The organism is Yersinia sp. Marseille-Q3913 (assembly GCF_963892745.1).
GTDB lineage: Bacteria > Pseudomonadota > Gammaproteobacteria > Enterobacterales > Enterobacteriaceae > Yersinia > Yersinia bercovieri.
On the sequence record NZ_CAWQAF010000022.1, the window covers coordinates 17,316 to 39,697 of the forward strand.

A 22,382-nucleotide genomic window follows, 5' to 3' on the forward strand; every position below is an offset into this window, starting at 1 on the left:
GAGGAGTTGTGCGACATCGTATTCTGACGCTGTTGCTGGGGCTGGCGGTGCTGGTCACTGCTGGCTGTGGCTTTAATCTGCGGGGCACCACTCAGGTGCCGCCTGAACTGCAAAAATTACTGCTGGAAAGTGCTGACCCTTATGGCCCGCTAACCCGTGCAGTGCGTCAACAATTGCGTTTAAGTAACGTCACCATTGTTGATGACCCGATGCGCAAAGACCTACCGGCCTTGCGGATTATTGGCTCATCCGAAAATCAGGATACTGTGTCAATCTTCCGTAACGGTGTAACGGCTGAGTATCAGTTAGTGTTGCATGTGCAGGCGCAGGTATTGATTCCGGGCCATGATATCTACCCACTGCGGGTCAATATCTTCCGCACCTTCTTCGATAACCCGTTGACTGCACTTGCAAAAGATGCAGAAGCTGAGGTTCTTCGCCAAGAGATGCGTGATCAGGCAGCCCAGCAGTTAGTGCGGCAGCTCCTTACCGTACATGCTGCGGAAATCAAAAATGGACAGGAGAATGGCGATAAATCGGTTGGCGGCAACAACACAACCGGCACCACTAAAACGGCTCCTGTCAAAGAGATCAATATTGGCAAACCCGCAGTCAGTACCCCCGCCCAATGATCCGAGTCTATCCTGAACAACTTGTCGCGCAGCTCCATGAGGGGCTGCGCACAAGCTACCTGCTATGTGGCAATGAGCCGCTACTGTTGCAGGAGAGTCAGGACCATATTCGTCGGGTGGCAGCACAACATGATTTCACCGAACATTTCAGTTTTACGCTAGATGCCCATACTGAATGGGAGGGTATCTTTAGCCTCTGTCAGGCACTGAGCCTATTTGCCAACCGCCAGACACTGCTATTGAGTTTCCCTGAGAGTGGGTTGACGGCGCCGATGAATGAGCAATTGGTCAAATTATCTGGGCTATTGCACCCTGATATTTTGCTGATTTTGCGGGCAAACAAGATCACCAAAGCACAAGAAAATAGTGCCTGGTTTAAGGCACTTAGCACGAACGGCGTTTTTGTTAGTTGCCAAACCCCCGAACAGGCACAGCTACCACGCTGGGTCAGCACGCGAGCCAAGAGCCTGAATCTCGACATTGATGATGCCGCCATTCAACTGCTGTGTTACTGCTACGAAGGCAATCTGCTGGCGCTATCGCAAGCACTGGAACGCCTCTCATTGCTCTACCCCGATGGCAAATTGACACTGCCAAAAGTAGAACAAGCGGTCAATGATGCCGCGCATTTTACGCCGTATCACTGGCTGGATGCCTTATTGGCCGGTAAAAGCAAACGCGCCTGGCATATCCTGCAACAGTTACAGCAAGAAGATAGCGAACCCATTATTTTGCTGCGCACTCTACAGCGTGAATTATTGCAGTTGTTAACACTAAAGCGCCGTATGGATCAGGTGCCGCTACGAACCTTGTTTGATCAATTCAAAGTGTGGCAGAACCGCCGCCCAATGATGACTCAGGCACTACAGCGTCTCTCCATGCAGCAACTGCAACAAGCCGTTCATTTGCTGACACAAATGGAAATTCGCCTGAAGCAGGATTATGGTCAATCAATCTGGCCTGAGTTAGAAACGCTATCTATGCTGATGTGTGGCAAAATATTACCTGAGAGCTTTTTTAATGCCCAATAACTCCCCGACTCGCACCCTACATGCCCTGTTCGGCGGTACTTTTGATCCGATTCATTATGGCCATTTGAAGCCAGTTGAAGCTTTGGCGCAACAAGTGGGCCTGCAACACATTATCTTACTGCCTAATCATGTGCCGCCCCATCGTCCTCAACCTGAGGCCAATGCACAGCAACGGCTGAAAATGGTTGAGTTGGCGATTGCCGGTAATCCGCTGTTTAGCGTTGATTCACGAGAGTTATTACGTGACACGCCATCATTCACCATCGATACACTTGAATCTCTGCGTAAAGAACGTGGTGCTGAAGTGCCGTTAGCGTTTATCATTGGGCAGGATTCATTATTGTCACTGCATAAGTGGCATCGCTGGGAATCACTGTTAGATGTGTGCCATCTGTTGGTCTGTGCCCGTCCTGGCTATGCCCAAACACTGGAAACACCAGAGTTGCAGCAGTGGCTCGACGAACACCAGGTTTTTGATCCACACGCGTTGAGCCTGCGACCACAGGGGGCAATCTATTTGGCAGATACACCACTGTTGGACATTTCTGCAACTGATATTCGCCACCGACGTCATCATGGTGAAAGTTGCGATGACCTGCTACCACGTGCTGTGCAGCGATATATTGAATTACAAGGTTTGTATCGCGGCTGAGGGTTTATATCGCGACGCATTGACCCATGTTATACTCCGCCGCTAAATTTCAGGTATTACCCGAGGGGGAACCTTTGCAAGGTAAAGCGCTCCAAGAATTTGTTATCGACAAGCTCGATGATTTGAAAGGCCAGGACATTATTGCTCTGGATGTTCAAGGTAAGTCCAGTATCACTGATTGCATGATAATCTGCACCGGTACTTCTACCCGCCATGTTATGGCTCTGGCAGACAATCTGGTACAAGAGTCCCGTGTTGCAGGCATGATCCCACTGGGCGTTGAAGGTCAGGGTGTCTCTGACTGGGTTGTGGTTGATCTGGGCGAAGTGATTGTCCATGTGATGCAAGAAGAGAGCCGCCGTCTGTACGAACTGGAAAAACTCTGGAGCTAAGCGGTGAAACTGCAACTGGTAGCCGTCGGCACTAAAATGCCGGACTGGGTGCAGACAGGTTTTACCGATTACCTGCGCCGCTTTCCCAAAGATATGCCCTTCGAGCTGGTAGAGATACCGGCAGGTAAGCGGGGCAAAAATGCAGATATCAAACGCATTTTGGAAAAAGAGGGCGAGCTAATGCTGGCGGCGGTTGGCAAGAACAACCGCATTGTCACGCTGGATATCCCAGGCACTCCCTGGGAGACCCCGCAATTAGCTCAGCAATTAGAGCGCTGGAAGCAGGATGGCCGTGATGTCAGTCTGTTGATTGGCGGGCCTGAGGGGTTAGCCCCGGCCTGTAAAGCTGCCGCCGAGCAGAGCTGGTCGCTCTCCGTGCTAACGCTACCCCATCCTTTAGTGCGTGTATTAGTGGCCGAGAGCCTCTACCGCGCCTGGAGTATTACGACCAATCACCCCTATCACCGGGAATAAGCGGGCGATGAACCTGAGTAAAATGATGGCATTGAGTAAAGTGCGAGTTTTAGGACAAATGCTGGTTTTGGGCAACATGAAGTAGCTGCGGGATGAAAAAAGAACCTAACTCTTTTCGCGACTATTCGGCTGAATCAGCTTTGTTTGTCCGCCGCGCCTTAGTGGCTTTTCTCGGTATCCTGCTGCTAAGCGGGGTATTGGTCGCAAACATGTACAATTTGCAGATAGTGCGTTTCGAAGACTATCGCACCCGTTCTAATGAAAACCGCATCAAACTGGTTCCTATCGCCCCTAGCCGTGGCATGATATTTGACCGCAGCGGCACCCCACTGGCAATGAACCGGACCATTTATCAATTAGAATTGATGCCGGAAAAAATCGAAGATCTCCCCGCCACGCTCAATGCACTACGCCCGATAGTGGATCTGACAGATGAGGATATCGCTAATTTTGAAAAAGAGCGTAAGCGCTCACGTCGCTTTACCTCCATTGCGGTTAAAACACCGTTGACCGAGGTTCAGGTCGCCCGCTTCGCCGTTAACCAATTCCGCTTCCCCGGTATTGAAGTCAAAGGCTATCAGCGCCGCTTCTACCCATACGGCTCTGCCCTGACTCACGTTATCGGTTATGTTTCCAAGATCAACGATAAAGATGTCGAACGGTTGGATAAAGAGGGCATTCTTGCTAACTATGCCGCCACCCACGATATCGGCAAGCTCGGTATTGAGCGCTACTATGAATCCGTATTGCACGGCAAAACCGGCTATGAAGAAGTTGAAGTCAATAACCGTGGCCGGGTGATTCGCCAGTTGCATGAGCAGCCGCCGCAGGCCGGCAAAGATATCTATCTGACGCTCGACTTACACCTACAAACCTATATTGAACAATTACTTAGCGGTAGCCGTGCTGCGGTAGTGGTCACTGACCCACGTACAGGCGGCATATTGGCGTTGGTGTCGAATCCAAGTTATGACCCGAATCTATTTGTTGATGGCATCACCAACAAAGATTATCAGGGGCTACTAAACGATCCTAATCGCCCGTTGATTAACCGCGCGACGCAAGGTGTTTACCCCCCGGCGTCGACGGTAAAACCTTATATTGCTGTTTCTGCGCTGAGTGCGGGTGTTATCACCAAAAATACCAGCTTGTTTGATCCCGGCTGGTGGCAACTGCCCGGTTCGGAAAAACGTTTCCGTGACTGGAAAAAGTGGGGCCATGGTCGGTTGAATATCACCAAGGCACTGGAGGAGTCGGCAGATACCTTCTTCTATCAGGTGGCTTATGACATGGGGATTGACCGTTTATCCGCCTGGATGACTAAGTTCGGTTACGGTGAATATACTGGTATTGATCTATCCGAAGAGCGGGCGGGCCTGATGCCGACTCGTGAATGGAAACAAAAACGCCACAAAAAACCTTGGTATCAAGGGGATACCATCCCAGTAGGTATCGGTCAGGGTTATTGGACAGCCACACCCATTCAGATGGCAAAAGCGTTGATGACACTGATTAATGATGGGGCGGTTAAAACCCCACATCTGCTGCAAAGCACCCGAGTTGATGGCGTATTAGTGCCCTATAAACAAGAAGATACCACGCAAATTGGCGATATTCACTCCGGCTATTGGGAGATTGCTAAAGATGGCATGTATGGTGTTGCTAACCGCCCTAACGGGACGGGTCGTAAATTCTTTGAAGGCACGCCGTATAAGGCTGCGGCAAAATCAGGGACAGCGCAGGTTTACAGCTATGAAACCTATAATGCGCACAAAGTCGCGGAGCACTTGCGTGACCACAAATTGATGGTTGCCTTTGCCCCTTACGACAACCCAACGGTCTCTGTCGCCATGATTCTGGAAAATGGTGGCGCAGGGCCGGCGGTAGGCACTATTACTCGCCAAATCCTCGACCACATTTTGTTAGGTGATAACAATACTGATTTACCGGATGCGGCCCCTCTTCCTCCGGGTGTAGAAGCAGATTAGCTGAAGTGGATTAAGGTAACTCATGACTGATAATCAACAAAAAGGCTCTTTGTGGTACAAAATGCACATTGACCTGCCGTTTCTGCTTTGCGTCCTGGCGCTGCTGGCTTATAGCGCCTTCGTGATGTGGAGCGCAAGCGGGCAGGATATGGGCATGATGGAGCGCAAGGTGGGCCAAATTGCCATGGGTCTGGTTGTCATGCTAGTGATGGCGCAGATACCGCCACGCGTCTATGAAAGCTGGGCGCCCTACCTCTATTTCGTTTGCGTGATTTTACTGGTCTTGGTTGATGCTTTTGGTCAGATCAGTAAAGGGGCCCAGCGCTGGTTGGATTTAGGTTTTATCCGCTTCCAACCCTCTGAAATTGCTAAAATTGCAGTGCCGCTGATGGTTGCACGGTTTATGAACCGTGACGTCTGCCCTCCTTCACTGAAAAATACCGGTATCGCGTTAATTTTAATCTTTATGCCGACCTTACTGGTGGCCGCTCAGCCAGACCTTGGCACATCAATCCTGATTGCGGCCTCGGGTCTGTTTGTCCTGTTCCTTTCGGGGATGAGCTGGCGCTTAATCGCCATTGCTGCCGTCCTGGTCGCTGGGTTTATTCCTATTTTGTGGTTCTTCCTGATGCATGGTTATCAGCGAGATCGCGTGATGATGCTACTGGACCCGGAAAGTGATCCGCTCGGCGCGGGTTATCATATTATTCAATCTAAAATTGCGATTGGTTCAGGCGGGCTATCGGGTAAAGGCTGGTTACACGGCACTCAGTCGCAGTTGGAGTTCCTGCCGGAGCGCCATACCGACTTTATCTTTGCCGTACTGGCAGAGGAGTTGGGATTAATTGGCTTCCTGGTACTTTTAGCACTTTACCTGTGCTTGATCATGCGCGGTCTGGTGATTGCCGCCCATGCACAAACCACCTTTGGCCGTGTTATGGTCGGGGGATTAATGCTGATACTCTTTGTTTATGTGTTTGTTAACATAGGCATGGTCAGTGGAATTTTACCTGTGGTTGGCGTACCTTTGCCTTTGGTCAGCTACGGAGGCTCGGCGCTGATAGTTCTGATGGCCGGGTTTGGTATCGTGATGTCGATACATACTCATCGAAAAATGTTATCTAAGAATTTATAGAGGTGAGCAATGCGTAAGGAATGGCTTTGGATCGGCATCGCAGGCGTGCTGTTATCAGCATGTACCAGTCAGCCTCCGGCACCCCAGCAACAAGTGCAGCAGACGTACAACGGCCCGGTGGTCGAGATCGGTGGCGCTGAGCCGCGCTACGAACCTTATAATCCTAATTTCAATCAGGATTATAAGGTTAATGGCCAATCCTATAGCATCGTCAAAGATCCGCAAAACTTCACTCAGACCGGCCTTGCTGCCTGGTATGGTGAAGAAGCTAACGGCAACACCACGGCGACGGGTGAAACCTTTGATCCCAATGCTTTAACCGCCGCCCACCCGACACTGCCGATCCCAAGTTATGTGCGCGTCACCAACATCAGCAATGGTCGCCAGATTGTGGTCCGAGTGAATGACCGCGGCCCATACACCCCAGGGCGGGTGATTGACTTATCCAAAGCGGCTGCCGATCGCCTAAATATCTCCAATAACACCAAAGTGAAGATTGATTTTATCAATGTTGCACCCGATGGCTCGCTCTCTGGCCCAGGTATGGTTGGCACCACTATCGCCAAGCAAAGTTATGCATTGCCAAGCCGTCCAGATTTAGGCTCCAGCGGAATGGGGACACCAATACAGCAGGATGCGCCCGCAGTCAGTGCACCGGTGCGTCCTATCGATAATAGTAGTTTGTCTGGCGCTGACGCCACGCAGCCAGTGGCGCCACAAAGCAGCGGCTTCCTGCGTGCATCGACCCCAGTTCCCGTTGGCGTGCTGGAAGGTTCAGAACCCGTCGTGACTTCACCATCAGCAATGAGCTCAGCGCCCGTCAGCCCACCGGTTGTTGCTAACCCAGGCCCCGTGACGTCATCAGTGGCCGCGGCATCAACTGCCACGGTAACATCAGGCGGTTATGTGGTTCAGGTCGGTGCATTGAGCGATGCTCAGCGGGCGCAAAGCTGGCAGCAAAGCTTGAGCCAACGTTTCGGCGTGCCGGGCAAAGTAGCAACCAATGGCAGTGTGCATCGTGTCCAGCTTGGGCCGTTTAGCAGCCGTCAACAGGCGGTTGAACTGCAACAGCGCCTGTCGAGCGAAGCACAGCAGCAATCATTTGTGGTTACTGCACCTTAAATCTACATACCTTGTAGCAATTTAAGGCTTATCTCATAAAGAAAACCGTAACCGACTGTACAAACAGGATGTTACGGTTGAAAGTATAAACGCCACATTGGTGCACCCCAAACTGATTAGCATTGCCGCAAGGCAGCAAAAGAGCGAATCCCAATGAGCTGACTCAAGTCAGTGATTCGGATAAGTGAGAGCGGCTAACACAGCTGCAACGCCAATTGAACAGGGTATGTTATAGTGTGGCACGTTCTTAACTTACTCCCACGGATGTTGTTGTCCTGATCATGAAATATGTAACTACTTCTCGCATTATCAAGAGCCTGGCGCTCGGCACTGTTATTGTTATGAGCGCAGCTTCTGCTGCAAACGCTGATGACGTCAATCTGAAAACCATGATCCCCGGCGTGCCACAGATCGACGCGGAAGCCTATATTCTGATCGATTACAACTCCGGCAAAGTATTGGCAGAAATGAATGCTGATGCGCGTCGCAACCCGGCCAGCTTGACCAAAATGATGACCAGCTATGTTATTGGTCAGGCAATCAAATCGGGCAAAATCGGGCCGGAAGATATGGTTACCGTGGGTAAAGATGCCTGGGCGACGGGTAATCCAGAGTTCCAAGGTTCCTCGTTGATGTTCCTGAAACCCGGCGACCGCGTCCCGGTTTCTAAACTGACCCGGGGTATCAACCTGCAATCGGGTAACGATGCCTGTGTTGCTATGGCCGATTACGTCGCCGGTAGCCAGGACTCATTCGTTAACCTGATGAATAACTACGTTAACGCGCTGGGTTTGAAAAATACCCAGTTCAAAACCGTGCACGGCTTAGATGCCGAGGGTCAATTCAGCTCTGCGCGCGATATGGCGCTGATTGGGCAGGCACTGATCCGTGATGTACCGGATGAGTATGCTATCTACAAAGAGAAAGAGTTCACCTTCAACAATATCCGCCAGATGAACCGTAACGGTCTACTGTGGGATACCAGTTTGAATGTTGATGGTATCAAAACCGGCCATACTGCCTCTGCTGGCTATAATTTGGTGGCCTCAGCCACTGATGGGCAGATGCGGTTGATCTCAGCAGTGCTAGGTGGTCGCACCTATAAAGGCCGTGAAACTGAGAGTAAAAAACTACTGACCTGGGGCTTCCGTTTCTTTGAAACTGTAGCGCCACTGAAAGTCGGTAAAGAGTTTGCTTCAGAGCCAGTCTGGTTCGGTGATAGTGATCGCGTGCAGTTGGGCGTTGATAAAGACGTTTACCTGACTATCCCACGTGGTCGCATGAAAGATCTGAAAGCCAGCTATGTGCTGAACACACCTGAGATTCATGCTCCATTGGCGAAAAATCAGGTTGTTGGCATGATTAACTTCCAGTTAGATGGCAAAACCATCGACCAGCGCCCACTAGTAGTGATGAACGAAGTGAAAGAGGGCGGGATCTTTAGCCGCATGGTGGATTACATCAAACTGATGTTCCACCGCTGGTTCGGCTAATCGGCTGGCGCTTGAAAGCCAGAAAATTGCCCCCACATTATAAATAATCTATAACTCCCGCTCCGGCGGGAGTTATAATTTTATAGTCGAATGCTCTTTATCATTCGGCTACCAACCCAGGAGCGCACATGAAAACTAAACTGCACGAACTGCTTGAGTTCCCTTGTTCTTTTACCTACAAGGTAATGGGCATTGCTGAACCTCAATTGGTTAACCAGGTGGTTGAAGTGGTACAGCGCCATGCTCCGGGTGACTACTCCCCGCAGGTAAAACCGAGCAGCAAAGGCAACTATCACTCCGTCTCCATCACCATCACCGCCACCCATATTGATCAGGTGGAGACACTGTACGAAGAGTTAGGTAAGCTTGAACTGGTGCGGATGGTGCTGTAACCGGTATCTTTGGTGACAGGGAAAATATCCAATCTACTCAGCTGATGGCCCGGACGGGTGAATCCCACTCCGGGTCCTATTTTTTAAATGCCAAAATAGTAGCCCCGCACAACTGGGCTGGTATACTCACGCCACCATTTCTGTAACCAGATGATGACTCGCTTGCAACAACACAAGATCATTTTACGCCAATTGGGGTTGCAACCCTACCCCCCCGTATCCCAAGCTATGCATGACTTCACTGAGTTTCGCACTGATGCCACGGCGGATGAAATCTGGCTGGTGGAGCATCAACAAGTCTTTACTCAGGGTCAGGCAGGAAAAGCTGAACATGTTCTGATGCCCGGCGATATTCCGGTTATCCAAAGTGACCGCGGCGGCCAGGTTACCTACCACGGCCCCGGACAGCAGGTGATGTATGTCATGATTGACCTCAAACGCGCCAAAATGGGCGTGCGGCAATTAGTGACTGCTATTGAGAATACGGTGATACAGACACTGTCATCTTTTGGCATTAATTCACAGGCCCGCGCGGATGCACCCGGCGTCTACGTTGGTCAGCAAAAGATATGCTCACTAGGGCTACGTATCCGCAGAGGCTGCTCGTTTCACGGTCTGGCACTGAATATTGCCATGGATCTGGAACCCTTCCAGCGCATTAACCCCTGTGGCTATGCGGGCATGCAGATGACTCAAGTCAGTGCATTGCAAGCGGGTACAACCGTGGCTGATATCCAGCCGGTATTAGTGCGCGAATTCACCCGCCAGCTAGGTTACCCCGACGCCGAACTGCAACCCTGGTCATTGAGTGATTATCTCTCCCCTGATGCATTGTAAGTGACCCAGTTGACACCCCGACAACATCGGGTAAGAAGAATAAATGGGGGCAGAATGGGGTGGCCAGTTTTAGTTGACCACAACAGATGATATAATTTTTATACAATTTTCAAATATTTTTTAACGATCGCCGCATCACGTTGAATTCAATAAAAAATCTCAAATTGAGAGATTCAGAACTGGAACCTGCACGATTATGAGTAAACCGATTCAGATGGAACGCGGCGTAAAATACCGTGACGCAGATAAAATGGCGTTAATCCCGATTAAAACCGTGGTTACCGAACGTCAGGAGCTGCTGCGTAAACCCGAATGGATGAAAATCAAACTCCCTGCCGACTCCAGCCGTATTCAGGGCATTAAGGCCGCAATGCGCAAAAACGGTCTGCACTCGGTTTGCGAAGAAGCCTCCTGCCCTAACTTGTCTGAGTGCTTCAATCACGGTACTGCGACCTTTATGATCCTCGGCGCTATCTGTACCCGCCGTTGCCCATTCTGCGACGTGGCACATGGCCGCCCAGTTACCCCGGATGCCAATGAGCCGGAAAAACTGGCCCAGACCATTCAAGATATGGGCTTGCGCTATGTCGTTATCACCTCGGTTGACCGTGATGACCTGCGTGATGGTGGTGCTCAACATTTTGCTGATTGTATCTCCGCTATTCGTGCCAAGAATCCAACCATTAAGATTGAAACGTTAGTGCCTGATTTCCGTGGCCGTATGGATCGCGCATTAGATATCTTGACGGCGACACCACCCGATGTGTTTAACCACAATCTGGAAAACGTGCCACGGGTCTATCGCCAGGTGCGCCCCGGTGCTAACTACGAGTGGTCGCTCAAATTATTGGAACGCTTTAAAGAAGCGCATCCTGATATTCCAACCAAGTCTGGTTTGATGGTCGGTTTGGGTGAAACCAATGCCGAAATCGTTGAAGTGATGCGGGATTTACGCCGTCACGGAGTAACCATGTTGACACTAGGCCAATATTTACAGCCTAGCCGTCACCACTTGCCGGTACAACGTTATGTCAGCCCGGCTGAGTTTGACGAAATGAAGGCGGAAGCCATGGCGATGGGCTTTACCCATGCTGCTTGTGGCCCGTTTGTTCGCTCTTCTTACCACGCTGACCTGCAAGCAAAAGGGTTAGAGGTCAAATAAGCTGGGGCCTGAACATCCATTCAGGCCCAGTATCACTGAAATAACTTATTACACCTTATGTCGCAGACACAAAAAACGGATTTCCATTGGAGATCCGTTTTTTGTTATCAGGAATAATATTATTGCCGATAACAATCTAATTAGGGTGAGTGTTCTTTCGTATTAGCCACAATATTGGCTAAACCCAATGCAACAATCACTCTTTATGTTCGATCGGCGGTGTCGCTTTAGTTTCTGTTGCCGCTTTGGACTCAGCAGTCGCACTTGCTACTGGCGCATCATCATTACCCATGGCTTTTTTGAAGCCCTTCAAAGCTGCGCCCAAATCCGCACCCAGTGTGCGTAATTTGCTAGTGCCAAACAACAACACAATCAATATACCAACGACCAACAATTTGGTAATGCTGATACCTTCCATATATGCCTTCTTGATGAGAGTTCAGTTCATTAAATCATGAGCTATTTACGAATAAATTTCCGATTAAAACAACAGTAATATGTAACAGATTTCGTTAGTGAACTATGATTTACTCAAGAGTCTATTCTCACTCATTTTGACTCATTCCGGATGAGACATTGCCGTTAACATCCCCCCAAAGCAAAAAACGAGGGAACCGCCAATTGCCTTATTCAAGTAGAATAAATACCCGGCGATCGGGATTAAGTTTTGCTAAAAGGACCTATTTACCTCGAGCATTTGGCTTAGGCATTGGCATGTTATGTGTTAGCTCGGTACTCTACACTCAGAATGCGCCACTCTGGTTATGGATAGTGCTCGCACTCAACGGATTAGTCTGGCCACACATCGCATTCCTGCTGGCCTCGCGCTCTGAAGAGCCGTTTGAGCAAGAAATACTCAACATGAAAATAGACTCAGCCCTAGGTGGAGTTTGGGTGGCAATCATGTCGTTCAATGCCCTGCCATCGGTGGTTATTTTATCAATGATGAGTATGAATAATATTGCTTCAGGCGGCAAAAATGTCTTTTGCAAAGGGCTGGCATTACAAATTGCCTGTAGCTTATTGACCGCGTGGATATTTAATTTACCCTTTAAACCAGAAACCTCACCGCTTCAGGTTTATGCTTGCCTGCCAATGATAGTCGTCTACCCCTCCCTACTTGGATTAGTAACCTATCGAACGGCAAAACGTCTGGCCGAAAATAAAGAAGAGCTGTTACGCATCAGCGTCAGAGATGGATTGACTGGGTTATATAACCGCAGGCACTGGGAGCATCAGTTACATAATCAATTTGACAGTTGTCGACGTTATCAGCACGGCGCTACCTTGATTTTGCTTGATATTGATAACTTCAAATCTATTAATGACACCTTTGGCCATGCCGTCGGTGACGATGCTATTACGGTCCTTGCCGAAGAGTTATTACTGGGGTTACGGGCCATCGACATTGTGGGTCGCTATGGTGGCGATGAATTTGGCGCTATTTTGCCAAATACCACTGCCGAGCAAACGCGGGAAGTATTAACTCGAATTCAGGAAAAGTTAGCCGATTTAGTTTTTGAGCAAGCACCGTCCCTGCAACTCAGAGTCAGCGCCGGCATTGCTGATTACAGGCATGACATGATTAACTATCAACAATGGTTAAAAGCCGCCGATTCGGCACTCTACCTGGCAAAAGATAATGGCCGCAATCGCATTGAGTTGGCCAGTTAATAAGTTGCAGGTGATAAAGCCCCCACACCACAGGTGTTCATCAAGAAAGGTGTTTATGTTTAATACGTTACTGGCAGTATTTATTGGTGGTGGTGTGGGCAGCGTAGCCCGTTGGTTGGTCAGCATGAAGCTCAACAATCTATCACCTAATATCCCGCTAGGGACACTGGTTGTAAACCTGATTGGGGCCTTTATTATTGGTCTGGCATTGGCACTTTTCACCCGCCTTACTGATATTGATCCTATATGGAAGTTACTGATTACTACCGGTTTTTGTGGCGGGTTAACCACGTTTTCCACTTTCTCTGTCGAAGTAGTTTATTTGATTCAGGATGGCAGACTGGCGTGGGCCGCAGGTAGTATCTTACTTAATTTGGCAGGTTCACTTGCCATGACCATGCTGGCCTTTCTGCTGGTCAATCACTTCGCAGGGCAGTAATGCCAAGGGCCACACCCTCTCTTAATGTTTTCTTAATCTACAGACCCGATAATCATTGGGTAGAGAACAGTTAACCGATGGTGGTGGCTGAAGTGTCGGATATTGCTATGTTTGGATTACCTAAGACGCGGGTTGAGTGGTTGACAGTGATTTTTTGCCTGTCTATCACCGTGATTTTTCTAAAAATATATCTCTTTTAGCTAACACCACTTCCTTCGCTATTCAGTACCACAAATAAAAAACCCGCCTATTGAGGCGGGTTTTAAGAGATATGGGCTACTTAGATAGCGATAACATTAGCAGCAGATGGCCCTTTGGCACCGTTCGTGATTTCAAATTCTACACGCTGGCCTTCAGCAAGAGTTTTGAAACCGTTGCTAGCGATGGCTGAGAAATGAACGAAAACGTCCTTGCTGCCATCTTCTGGGGTAATGAAGCCGAAACCTTTGGACTCATTGAACCACTTAACGCTACCTTTAATCTTAGACATCAAACTTACCTTTACGTGAATGTTGGACACAAAATGTGTGTCAGATACAGTACAGCAATAGAACCGATTCTTGTCCACAGCAGAGATCACAAAAAAGAGATAAAAAGAGAAAACCCCACCTTTTTGCTCTCATTTTCAGCACAGAAATCCGCATTTTTTCTATTTTCAGCTCACCTTCACTGGGCTTAAAGACCCGCCAGACTGTATCTGAAAGCTATTCCCCTGTATTATACTTACCCATTGGATACGCTAATATGAGATGCATGATGAACGGTAGAATAACAACTTTTTTTGAAGATAAAGGTTTTGGTTTTATCACCGATGAGAACGGAGATAACCGTTATTTTCACGTTATTAAAGTTGCTAATCCCGAGATGATCAAAAAAGGGGCTGAAGTCACTTTTGAGCCAACAACCAATACCAAAGGGTTGTCCGCATTTGCGGTGAAAGTGGCTATTGAAAGTAAATATATATTCATCGCCAACGAGAGAATCAAACTCACCAGCATTAAGTCATTCAATACTTTCACTAAAGAAGTTCCTGCACAGGCTGAAGTCGACAAAGCCAATACCGTCCTCTCAGTGAATTTGCTGATGAATAAAATCCGGCCGCAGGAAGAAGATATTGCGGAAAAAACGGTATCACTGAAAATGCTGTCGATAACCACATTCCAAAATGTAACTTATACATTTTCAGAACACGAAGTCGATATTGAGAGTACGGTTGCTAAGTTGAAGTGTATTTGATGCTGACTGTTTTCTACTAAGATAGTTTGGTATCCGCACCGATAAATGGCCCCAAATAGCTTTGGGGTCATCCGAGTATCCCCGGTGTTTTAATGCTGGCATCCCTGCCTGCTATAATTAAAACATCCCTTAGATATTCTCTGGTATTGACGGTAAAAGTAACAAAAAATCCAGTCCATTTTTCATATTAACTATTTGAACATAAACATTTTAATTAATTCAACGTCTGTACGGGCACCCAATTTTTTCATCGCTGAGCGTTTTTGTCCACTCACTGTTTTTTCACTTTTTTTCAGAATTCTGGCGATATCACCACCGGAGAAACCTTCATTAAATAACTTCAGCACGATATTTTCATTAGGTGTCAAATACTGACGCTCTGATGACGCCAGACTTAATACATGAGTACTTTTGCGCTCGGTTAAGTTTTCTTTAAGCCCACGAAGCTTGCGTTTGAATACCGTTGAAATTTTATTGGTTACGGCTTCGAGTGAGTCTTCTCTGAAGATCATCGTCACGTTACTGAATCGCGGAATTCCCTGTAGGAAACTATTTAATCTCGCATCGCAAATCAAAAAGACATCCGCTTCTGATGGCGATCTGTCCAAGCTTTTTAGCGCATCGAAAAAACTGAATTCATCGACACCAATAAAAATTATATCCGCTGAATAGAATGATTTCCGATAGAATTTAATCTCTTTCTTAAACCCTAACGATGTGAATATTTTTTTTACGATAGCTACCATACCCAGTGTTTGATATTTATCGCTATCGACTATCATACAGCTTATCATATTGGTCACACCCGCTAGTGCCTAAGCACCCCATAAATCATTAACTCAGACCTGGTTATAATGAAATAAATATCATTAAAAATTATAAAGATAACCCAGGACACACCTCTGTTTCCTCAGTAAACCATAGAGAGATTCGAAGATATATAGGATGTCAACACCGGAAGATGTAGGAAATGTCTTTTTCTATAGAAAATATTTCTTAGCTGTTTACTTATGATAAATTTTACTGAGCGTGACAGCTCTCAGATTGTATGCAAAAATATAGAGAAATTAGTAGTCTGAATAGGAAAAGCCTGATGAAAACCATATCCCCTATGACGCTGCTTTCTCATTTAACCTTATTGTAAGTCAAACTACTTTATGAGAAACGTCGGTTTACATGCCCTAAAAACCTTAAGCTGCTTTTCTGCTGTAACCTTCTATTCCGCCAGTAAAACCTGCACTGATCAGTGTTTTTTAGGTGGTGAAGTGATGAGTGTTTTGTACTTTCTCTCGATCATCGCAACCCCTCTGTTTTTCATGATTATTGGGTATATCGACTCTAATGATCAAATAGATCAAAAAGATATCTTCAGAAAGTTAAAATCAATCATAACTATTATCATCTTCTGGAACGTTCTCTTCTACTTTATCAATGAGGATGGATTCAAACGGGGTTATTTCCTGCAAAGTTGGCTTTTATTCAGCATTGCCATTATTTACCTGATTAATCCGATAATCTCTAAAGTCTTAAAAAGCAACAGAACTGCAATAATTACCCTTTCCTGTTTGGTCATCTTCTCTGTCTCTATCGACCTTATCAGTACATTTACCGAGAGACCATACCTGATTGATTTTCCACAATACTTTAGATTATGGACGTGGATCTTCTATTATATGACGGGTAGATTTTTGTGCTCAAGGATATGTCAGAAAATAACAAAGCTACCAAGAATACGTTTCATTGCTAAAATACTGTTAATCCCGACAGCTATTTCGATGTATTATTATGAAAGTTTTATGTCGATACATGTATACAAAACAGTGAATGCAGGCTATTTCCTCGATAACTTACACGTTTTAATTCTAAGTTTATGCTTATTTGTCATATTTGATAACTTTAACACTAAGCATGAGTGGATAAGGAAAACCTTAGCCTATATCAGCCCTTCAATGATTGGGGTCTATATATTACACGATGGTATTTTCTATTTTATTTCCAGTGCATATAATTTATCAGATGTGACACTGAGATTTACACTTCTGTTATCGGTATTTGCCGCGTCGGTACTGTTATCACGACTCCTATTACTCAATAAGTACACATCGCGATTTATCTCATTTTGATTGATATGACCTAAATAGCCTCTGCCCTAAACGGAGGCTATCACTTTTCAGTAAGCAGGCGATCCTATCACTTTACTTATTTATTGAATCTGAATCAGGGTTAATGTATTACCAAACACCGCACCAGTATCGATATAAAGTTGGTTTTTAAACAGCAACGGTTTTACCAATGGTGTATGGCCGAATATAAATTTATCCGCCCCTTTAATGACCTCACTCTCTCCCTTCATGGCAGCATTGAGGCGTTTACGGTTCCATACGACTAAATGCTCACTGATGGGTTTACCGTACACATATTCATCTGAAGGGTAATCAGCATGGGCGATAACATACTTCCCGTGCTCAGTTGTAATTTCGATCACCAAGGGTAACTGCTCAGCCCGCTTAATTAGCCCTTCAACCTGAGATTTCTTACTGTCATCGAGTAAGAAAAACCAGCGGCCACCATTCGCCATCCAGGTATCAACTTCACCACCTGCCAGCACATCAATCGCCATTTGTTCATGATTGCCACGAACAGCACGAAACCAATGAGCATTGATTAGCTCATAACATTCAATATTCTGTGGACCGCGATCCGCTAAATCCCCGACAGAAACCAGTAAATCAGCAGAGCGCTCAAACTGCACACGATCCAAAACATCCATCAGCTTTTTATAGCAACCATGAATATCACCGACAACAAAGATACGTCGGTATTCGCTACCATCTATTTTATGGTACATAACAGGCCCCACAGTGAGTGCATTGCCTGTATTAATTTTAGTTGATTTGAGTGTTATTTGAGCAAAAAACAGACTAATTGCAGAGGACCTGTGTTTTTACAATAAGATAAGCCGCACACAGGCGGCTTATTTAAGGTTGATGGACTACAAAGGCCGATAAATCTCTCTGTAGTGAGCTAATCTTTCCCGGAAGAACTCAAGCTCATCGGACGAAAGTTTCGCTTCAATTTTATCAATCCTAATTTTCTTCTTTTGGTTTTCCATAAAGGCAATCGTGGATGCCACAAAGTCCAGACTGGTATGGCAATATACGGAAACAAGTTTCTCTAGTGCTGACATTTCACACCTCCACACTACCCAGCACACTGTATAAATTAGCACAAATAATTATATTTAAACTGTGACCAATATCAACATTGAAAGGTCACTCCTGCGATAAGAAAGTCATACCATCGACGCGACAGTCGATTGAAAATGCCAACTGAACCTGACTATTTTGAGTGAGTCGATGTTTTCTAACTCATTTTCCGCTATCTTCTTGGGCTATGATGAATGCCAACAACTGATAACGAGAACAGTGTGAAACTGAGAAAAACAACCCTAATTATGATAGCGCTGGCGCTAGCGGTTTTCGCTTACACCTATTTTACCGGAGCTTAAGGCAACCAAACTCATGCTAAAAGTAATTGCCCAAGATTTTATAAAACTGGAACACATTGATGATGTTATGCCGCTCTACCAAGAGTTAGTCGCATGTACAAAACTTGAACCACTCTGTATATCCTACGATCTATTTATCGACCATAAAGATCCCGGCCACTTTATTTTTATTGAAGAGTGGCCAGATCAAGCCGCTCTGGATATACATTGCGCCACAGCGCATTTCAGACGATTAGTGCCAGAGATCAATCAATATCAGAGAAAAGAGTGCGCAGTCACCCTAATGCACTCTTTTGATTAAAATTTAAGAGCAACTCATCACTCCACGAGTTGTTCTTCTTCATGATATTGATTTTGCCACATGGCTGAGTATCGGCCATTTTTCAGCAGCAGCGCCTCATGACGCCCACGCTCAACGATCGAACCCGCTTCCAACACAATAATTTCATCAGCATCAATGATGGTTGATAAACGGTGGGCAATAACCAGCGTGGTGTGATCACGGCTGACCTCCCGCAAATGGGCCTGAATTTCACGTTCAGTCTGGGTATCCAACGCACTGGTGGCTTCATCGAAAACCAATATGGCCGGATTTTTGAGAATAGTGCGGGCAATCGCTACCCGTTGTTTTTCTCCGCCAGATAATTTAAGCCCCCGCTCGCCGACTCGGGTGTCATAGCCATCTGGCAAGCTACTGATAAAATTGTGAATATGTGCTAGTTTTGCGGCCCGTTCTATCTCTTCAAAGCTGGCTGATGTTCTGCCATAAGCAATGTTATAGCGCAGCGTGTCATTAAATAGCACGGTATCTTGAGGTACGATACCAATCGCCTTGCGCAGGCTGGCCTGAGTGACATTGCGGATATCTTGCCCGTCAATAAGCACCGCGCCATCAGTCACATCGTAAAAACGGAACAGCAAACGGGAGAGTGTTGACTTGCCCGCCCCCGAAGCCCCCACAACCGCCACCGTTTTACCTGGCGGAATGGTAAAACTCACGTTATTCAAAATAGGTCTACGCGGATCATAACCAAAACTGACTGAGTCAAAGCGCACTTCACCTTGGGTCAACTGTAATGCCGCAGCATCCGGCTTATCGGTAATCTCTTGCTCAACCATCAACAAATTGAGCATATTCTCCATATCAATCAATGCCTGTCTGATCTCAGAGTAAATAAAACCAAAAAAATTAAGCGGCTGATATAATTGTAAGAGGTAGGCATTGACCAAGACAAAATCACCGATAGTCATTCGACCTTGGGTAATACCTTTCGCTGCCATCGCCATCATGACAACTAATCCTACTGAGATAATGGCCGTTTGCCCGAGACTTAATGCAGTAAAACTGAATTGATTTTTTATTGCCGCATGTTCATACAGCTGCCGCGACTTATTGAAACGTTCGGCTTCAAACGCTTCATTGCCAAAATATTTTACGGTTTCATAATTGAGTAAGCTGTCGATAGATTTAGTGTTGGCATCCGCATTAGCCTGATTGAGTTCACGCCGAAAGCGGGTTCGCCAACTGACAGCCATCACCGTAAATAGGATATAGCAGGCGACCGTGACCAAAATAGCGAGCGCAAACCAGCCATCTAGTAGATGCCACATGATCAAAGAGACCAGTGTTATTTCAAACAAAATGGGGAATATGGAGAACAGCAGGCGTGAAAGTACCGTAGCAACCGCTTGTGTTCCGCGCTCGATCGACAAAGATAAACCACCGGTTTGTCGGTCAAGATGAAAGCGCAAACTTAACTCATGTAACTGCTTAAATACCCGCAATCCAAGTAGCCGAGTCGCATTCTGGCTGATATGAATAAACATCACGTTGCGCAGCTCTTCAAATAAAGAGGCGCTAATTCTCGCGATCCCATAGGCGATAATAAGGCCGATCGGAACAGCTAACATTCTGGCGCTTTCACTGCTTAATGTGTCGATCATCGCCTTATAGGCTAGTGGCACCAGTGTTGTGCTGACTTTAGAAACCACCATAAATATGACGGCGGCAATCAGGTAGTAGCGAAGTTGGGGGTTATTCTTTGGCCACAGATAGGGCAGCAGGAACTTGAGTAAGCGGGAGCGATCCATATTTATATCTTTGTCATCTCAGGTGAAACAGCTGTAATTGTTTTTTTACATTCTGCCACGTATCAATGTAATGGCCTAATTGGGCTATACAGTTTTTTTGACCAAGATGAGCAATTCTCTTCGATATCCAAAAAATGTGATCGGCGTAACATTCCTTTTATCGAAAGCAATCCGCTTTCACTTATACAAACCGAAGAGAACATATTATGAAAACAACTATCGCAGCACTGACCCTGATCGCAGCAATCTTGGCACCAACAGTTTCAATGGCCAATATCGGTGACCATGACAGCTATAAAGGCACCTTCTCTATCAGCCAGGGGCAAACCACCGGCACAACTGATCAAACCGCTAAAAACTAATTAGCTATATAGTCCCAAAGCGGCTAAAAATGAGGCGCAAAAAGTCCCACGCAGATTGAGTGGGACTTTTATTATTCACCTATTATTCGTCAAAGAACCAATAGCCCTGATTAATCAGTTCGGTTAACTCAGCAACGAAAGCTGGATTCTGTAGCGCCCCACCCAACTCTTTTTTATCCACACTGCTGTAACGGCACAGCGCATCGACAGCTTTAGGATCGGACGTTTCCAGCCGTTCGCTATTGATGAAGAAGCTGTCGCCAACTTGCAGAACCCGCAACCCACTCAGACGGGTCAAAACTTCACCGCCCATCAGAGCATCGACAATCTCCTCCCCTTCGAAAGGCGGCTCTGCTGGTGCGATATCCAGCTCATGGCGTGGCGTGGTGGCAAAGCGGCCAAACCACTGTTTGAAATCTTCCGGCTGATTAATCGTATCAACCATCATGCCGCGCAGGCGCTCAAGTTCATACTCTTCAACCCTCCCCGGATGTTCTCGACAGGTTAAATCAGGATCGCTGTAGTGCTCGCCACCGAGATCATTTTCCAGCGCATAGTCAGCGAAACTGCTGATTAAATCCCTGCTGTTTGGTCCACGAAAACCAACCGAGTAGTTGAACGCCGTTTCATGAGTGAAACCGTCGTGTGGGAAACCCGGTGGAATATATAAAATGTCGCCCGGTTCGAGATCTTCATCAATAATCGGCGTGAAAGGCTCAACGTGCAGCAGCGCCGGATGGGGGCAAAACTGTTTTAGCGGCAGTTTATCACCAACACGCCAACGGCGGCGGCCCATCCCCTGAATGATGAATACATCATACTGATCAATGTGTGGCCCGACACCACCACCTGGAACAGAAAAAGAGATCATCAGGTCGTCTAAGCGCCAGTCCGGCAGCACGCGAAATGGGCGCACCAGTTCAGCTGAGGGAGCATGCCAATGGTTAACCGCTTGAGCCAGCAGCGACCAGCCCGTTTCACCCAAATTATCAAAATGCTCAAATGGCCCATTACTCGCCTGCCACTGCCCATTGGTATGACTGACCAGACGGCTGTCTACTTCTGCTTCCATCGCCAGACCCGCCAGTTCGTCCGGCGTAATTGGATCGACAAAGTTCGGAAATGCATTTTTTAATATCACAGGCTGTTTTTGCCAATATTTTTCTAAAAATTCGGGCCAGTTAAGATTCAGTTGATAAGCCATGCTTCGCACCAGTGAGAAAAAATAGGCCTGATTATAAAGTGGCTAACAACCTGACCGCCTTGTCATGGGTCAAGACAGTGCTTTGGCTAAGCAAAAATCTCTCGGCCGGTATCAGGGGATCTGGAACTCACACTTGGTGCACAGCGGAGCAATGGAGAGCCGGTCACTTGCCAACAAAATAATAGGCCTGCTATAGCAGTTCAATTTGGCGTACCTGTTGTTCCACATCCACCTCGCATTCTAATGCTGTATGGCTCACCATCCCGAATCAGTCCTCAGTGGCAAAAGCCTGGCAGGAATTTGATGATGATGGCCGCATGAAGCCATCATCTTATTACGACCGCATTGTCGACGTGATGGAAGAACTGATGAAATTTACCCTACTGACCAGAGGCAACTCTGCTTATCTCGTTGATCACTACAGTGAGCGAAAAGAGTCGGCAGAAGAACTATCCCGGCGAGTCAATCAGAACAAAATTTGAGGTATGGCATGAGTGATGTGATTGCTTTCAATTCGTGTATGGCTGTTTTCTGGCGTCAAGAGCCTGTTGGTATCGA

At 46.9% G+C, this 22,382-nt stretch carries 25 protein-coding genes and 1 pseudogene; 19 read left to right on the forward strand and 7 right to left on the reverse strand.

Annotation, left to right across the window (positions count from 1 at the left end):
• Nucleotides 1-8 precede the first annotated feature (8 nt).
• The 12 genes from lptE to lipA all read left to right on the forward strand — a co-directional run bounded on the left by lptE (nucleotide 9) and on the right by lipA (nucleotide 11,310).
• Complete coding sequence (lptE, locus tag AACW11_RS10320; RefSeq protein WP_212584216.1) at nucleotides 9-632, forward strand: LPS assembly lipoprotein LptE; 624 nt, start codon at nucleotides 9-11, stop codon at nucleotides 630-632.
• Nucleotides 629-1,663 (forward strand): DNA polymerase III subunit delta, encoded by a 1,035-nt coding sequence (gene holA / locus AACW11_RS10325; protein WP_212584217.1) that lies wholly within the window; start codon nucleotides 629-631, stop codon nucleotides 1,661-1,663. The genes lptE and holA overlap by 4 nt, the downstream gene beginning before the upstream one ends.
• Complete coding sequence (gene nadD / locus AACW11_RS10330) at nucleotides 1,653-2,315, forward strand: nicotinate-nucleotide adenylyltransferase (RefSeq protein WP_212584218.1); 663 nt, start codon at nucleotides 1,653-1,655, stop codon at nucleotides 2,313-2,315. The genes holA and nadD overlap by 11 nt, the downstream gene beginning before the upstream one ends.
• Before the next feature lie 74 nt (nucleotides 2,316-2,389).
• Nucleotides 2,390-2,707 carry a ribosome silencing factor gene (gene rsfS, locus AACW11_RS10335; RefSeq protein ID WP_004873320.1) on the forward strand — a complete coding sequence of 106 codons (318 nt, stop codon included), beginning with the start codon at nucleotides 2,390-2,392 and terminating at the stop codon, nucleotides 2,705-2,707.
• 3 nt (nucleotides 2,708-2,710) lie between these two features.
• Nucleotides 2,711-3,181: a 23S rRNA (pseudouridine(1915)-N(3))-methyltransferase RlmH gene (gene rlmH, locus AACW11_RS10340; RefSeq protein ID WP_212584219.1), complete on the forward strand. Its 471-nt coding sequence runs from the start codon at nucleotides 2,711-2,713 to the stop codon at nucleotides 3,179-3,181.
• Nucleotides 3,182-3,273: 92 nt separating this feature from the next.
• Nucleotides 3,274-5,169, forward strand: a complete 1,896-nt coding sequence (gene mrdA, locus AACW11_RS10345; RefSeq protein WP_212584220.1) for a peptidoglycan DD-transpeptidase MrdA — start codon at nucleotides 3,274-3,276, stop codon at nucleotides 5,167-5,169.
• Nucleotides 5,170-5,191: 22 nt separating this feature from the next.
• Nucleotides 5,192-6,304: a peptidoglycan glycosyltransferase MrdB gene (gene mrdB / locus AACW11_RS10350; protein ID WP_005278071.1), complete on the forward strand. Its 1,113-nt coding sequence runs from the start codon at nucleotides 5,192-5,194 to the stop codon at nucleotides 6,302-6,304.
• Between the two features lie 9 nt (nucleotides 6,305-6,313).
• Nucleotides 6,314-7,426, forward strand: coding sequence for an endolytic peptidoglycan transglycosylase RlpA (gene rlpA / locus AACW11_RS10355; protein WP_212584221.1), 1,113 nt, complete (start codon nucleotides 6,314-6,316; stop codon nucleotides 7,424-7,426).
• A 281-nt stretch (nucleotides 7,427-7,707) separates the two neighbouring features.
• On the forward strand, nucleotides 7,708-8,919 hold the full coding sequence (gene dacA / locus AACW11_RS10360) for a D-alanyl-D-alanine carboxypeptidase DacA (RefSeq protein WP_212584222.1): 1,212 nt from the start codon (nucleotides 7,708-7,710) through the stop codon (nucleotides 8,917-8,919).
• Between the two features lie 128 nt (nucleotides 8,920-9,047).
• Nucleotides 9,048-9,311: a DUF493 family protein YbeD gene (gene ybeD / locus AACW11_RS10365; RefSeq protein ID WP_048619572.1), complete on the forward strand. Its 264-nt coding sequence runs from the start codon at nucleotides 9,048-9,050 to the stop codon at nucleotides 9,309-9,311.
• A gap of 150 nt (nucleotides 9,312-9,461) precedes the next feature.
• Nucleotides 9,462-10,148, forward strand: coding sequence for a lipoyl(octanoyl) transferase LipB (gene lipB / locus AACW11_RS10370; protein WP_212584223.1), 687 nt, complete (start codon nucleotides 9,462-9,464; stop codon nucleotides 10,146-10,148).
• Nucleotides 10,149-10,344: 196 nt separating this feature from the next.
• Nucleotides 10,345-11,310 (forward strand): lipoyl synthase, encoded by a 966-nt coding sequence (gene lipA / locus AACW11_RS10375; protein ID WP_212584224.1) that lies wholly within the window; start codon nucleotides 10,345-10,347, stop codon nucleotides 11,308-11,310.
• Between the two features lie 196 nt (nucleotides 11,311-11,506).
• Here lipA and tatA read toward each other — a convergent pair whose 3' ends face one another.
• Entirely contained in the window at nucleotides 11,507-11,728 is a 222-nt protein-coding gene (gene tatA, locus AACW11_RS10380; protein ID WP_145560204.1) for a Sec-independent protein translocase subunit TatA, read from the reverse strand.
• 203 nt (nucleotides 11,729-11,931) lie between these two features.
• Here tatA and AACW11_RS10385 point away from each other — a divergent pair, with 203 nt between their 5' ends.
• Both AACW11_RS10385 and crcB read left to right on the forward strand, forming a co-directional pair.
• Nucleotides 11,932-12,984: a diguanylate cyclase gene (locus AACW11_RS10385; RefSeq protein ID WP_212584225.1), complete on the forward strand. Its 1,053-nt coding sequence runs from the start codon at nucleotides 11,932-11,934 to the stop codon at nucleotides 12,982-12,984.
• Nucleotides 12,985-13,039: 55 nt separating this feature from the next.
• A complete protein-coding gene (crcB, locus tag AACW11_RS10390; protein ID WP_212584226.1) occupies nucleotides 13,040-13,423 on the forward strand; it encodes a fluoride efflux transporter CrcB in 384 nt (127 codons plus the stop codon).
• A gap of 280 nt (nucleotides 13,424-13,703) precedes the next feature.
• Here the strand turns inward: crcB and cspE are convergent, their stop codons facing one another.
• A complete protein-coding gene (gene cspE / locus AACW11_RS10395) occupies nucleotides 13,704-13,913 on the reverse strand; it encodes a transcription antiterminator/RNA stability regulator CspE (RefSeq protein ID WP_002210315.1) in 210 nt (69 codons plus the stop codon).
• A gap of 266 nt (nucleotides 13,914-14,179) precedes the next feature.
• Here cspE and AACW11_RS10400 point away from each other — a divergent pair, with 266 nt between their 5' ends.
• Nucleotides 14,180-14,659 (forward strand): cold-shock protein, encoded by a 480-nt coding sequence (locus AACW11_RS10400; protein WP_049647570.1) that lies wholly within the window; start codon nucleotides 14,180-14,182, stop codon nucleotides 14,657-14,659.
• A gap of 191 nt (nucleotides 14,660-14,850) precedes the next feature.
• Here AACW11_RS10400 and AACW11_RS10405 read toward each other — a convergent pair whose 3' ends face one another.
• Nucleotides 14,851-15,441 (reverse strand): helix-turn-helix transcriptional regulator, encoded by a 591-nt coding sequence (locus AACW11_RS10405; protein WP_212584227.1) that lies wholly within the window; start codon nucleotides 15,439-15,441, stop codon nucleotides 14,851-14,853.
• A gap of 375 nt (nucleotides 15,442-15,816) precedes the next feature.
• On the opposite strand from AACW11_RS10405, the gene AACW11_RS10410 reads away from it, so the two are divergent.
• Nucleotides 15,817-16,782, forward strand: coding sequence for an acyltransferase (locus AACW11_RS10410; RefSeq protein WP_212584228.1), 966 nt, complete (start codon nucleotides 15,817-15,819; stop codon nucleotides 16,780-16,782).
• Between the two features lie 80 nt (nucleotides 16,783-16,862).
• On the opposite strand, the gene AACW11_RS10415 is transcribed toward AACW11_RS10410, so the two are convergent.
• Nucleotides 16,863-17,507, reverse strand: coding sequence for a metallophosphoesterase (locus tag AACW11_RS10415; RefSeq protein ID WP_212584229.1), 645 nt, complete (start codon nucleotides 17,505-17,507; stop codon nucleotides 16,863-16,865).
• Nucleotides 17,508-17,651: 144 nt separating this feature from the next.
• Nucleotides 17,652-17,846 carry a glycogen synthase gene (locus AACW11_RS10420; RefSeq protein ID WP_212584230.1) on the reverse strand — a complete coding sequence of 65 codons (195 nt, stop codon included), beginning with the start codon at nucleotides 17,844-17,846 and terminating at the stop codon, nucleotides 17,652-17,654.
• A 334-nt stretch (nucleotides 17,847-18,180) separates the two neighbouring features.
• Between AACW11_RS10420 and AACW11_RS10425 the strand changes: the two genes are divergently transcribed.
• A complete protein-coding gene (locus AACW11_RS10425; protein WP_212584231.1) occupies nucleotides 18,181-18,468 on the forward strand; it encodes a putative quinol monooxygenase in 288 nt (95 codons plus the stop codon).
• A 17-nt stretch (nucleotides 18,469-18,485) separates the two neighbouring features.
• Here the strand turns inward: AACW11_RS10425 and AACW11_RS10430 are convergent, their stop codons facing one another.
• Nucleotides 18,486-20,258 carry an ABCB family ABC transporter ATP-binding protein/permease gene (locus AACW11_RS10430; protein ID WP_212584232.1) on the reverse strand — a complete coding sequence of 591 codons (1,773 nt, stop codon included), beginning with the start codon at nucleotides 20,256-20,258 and terminating at the stop codon, nucleotides 18,486-18,488.
• A gap of 206 nt (nucleotides 20,259-20,464) precedes the next feature.
• Here AACW11_RS10430 and AACW11_RS10435 point away from each other — a divergent pair, with 206 nt between their 5' ends.
• Nucleotides 20,465-20,620, forward strand: coding sequence for a hypothetical protein (locus tag AACW11_RS10435; protein WP_212584233.1), 156 nt, complete (start codon nucleotides 20,465-20,467; stop codon nucleotides 20,618-20,620).
• 82 nt (nucleotides 20,621-20,702) lie between these two features.
• Here AACW11_RS10435 and AACW11_RS10440 read toward each other — a convergent pair whose 3' ends face one another.
• Entirely contained in the window at nucleotides 20,703-21,824 is a 1,122-nt protein-coding gene (locus AACW11_RS10440) for a ribosomal protein uL16 3-hydroxylase (protein WP_212584234.1), read from the reverse strand.
• 254 nt (nucleotides 21,825-22,078) lie between these two features.
• Here AACW11_RS10440 and AACW11_RS10445 point away from each other — a divergent pair.
• A pseudogene (locus tag AACW11_RS10445) lies at nucleotides 22,079-22,306 on the forward strand (arsenical resistance protein ArsH); the annotation flags it as partial.
• Between the last annotated feature and the right edge of the window lie 76 nt (nucleotides 22,307-22,382).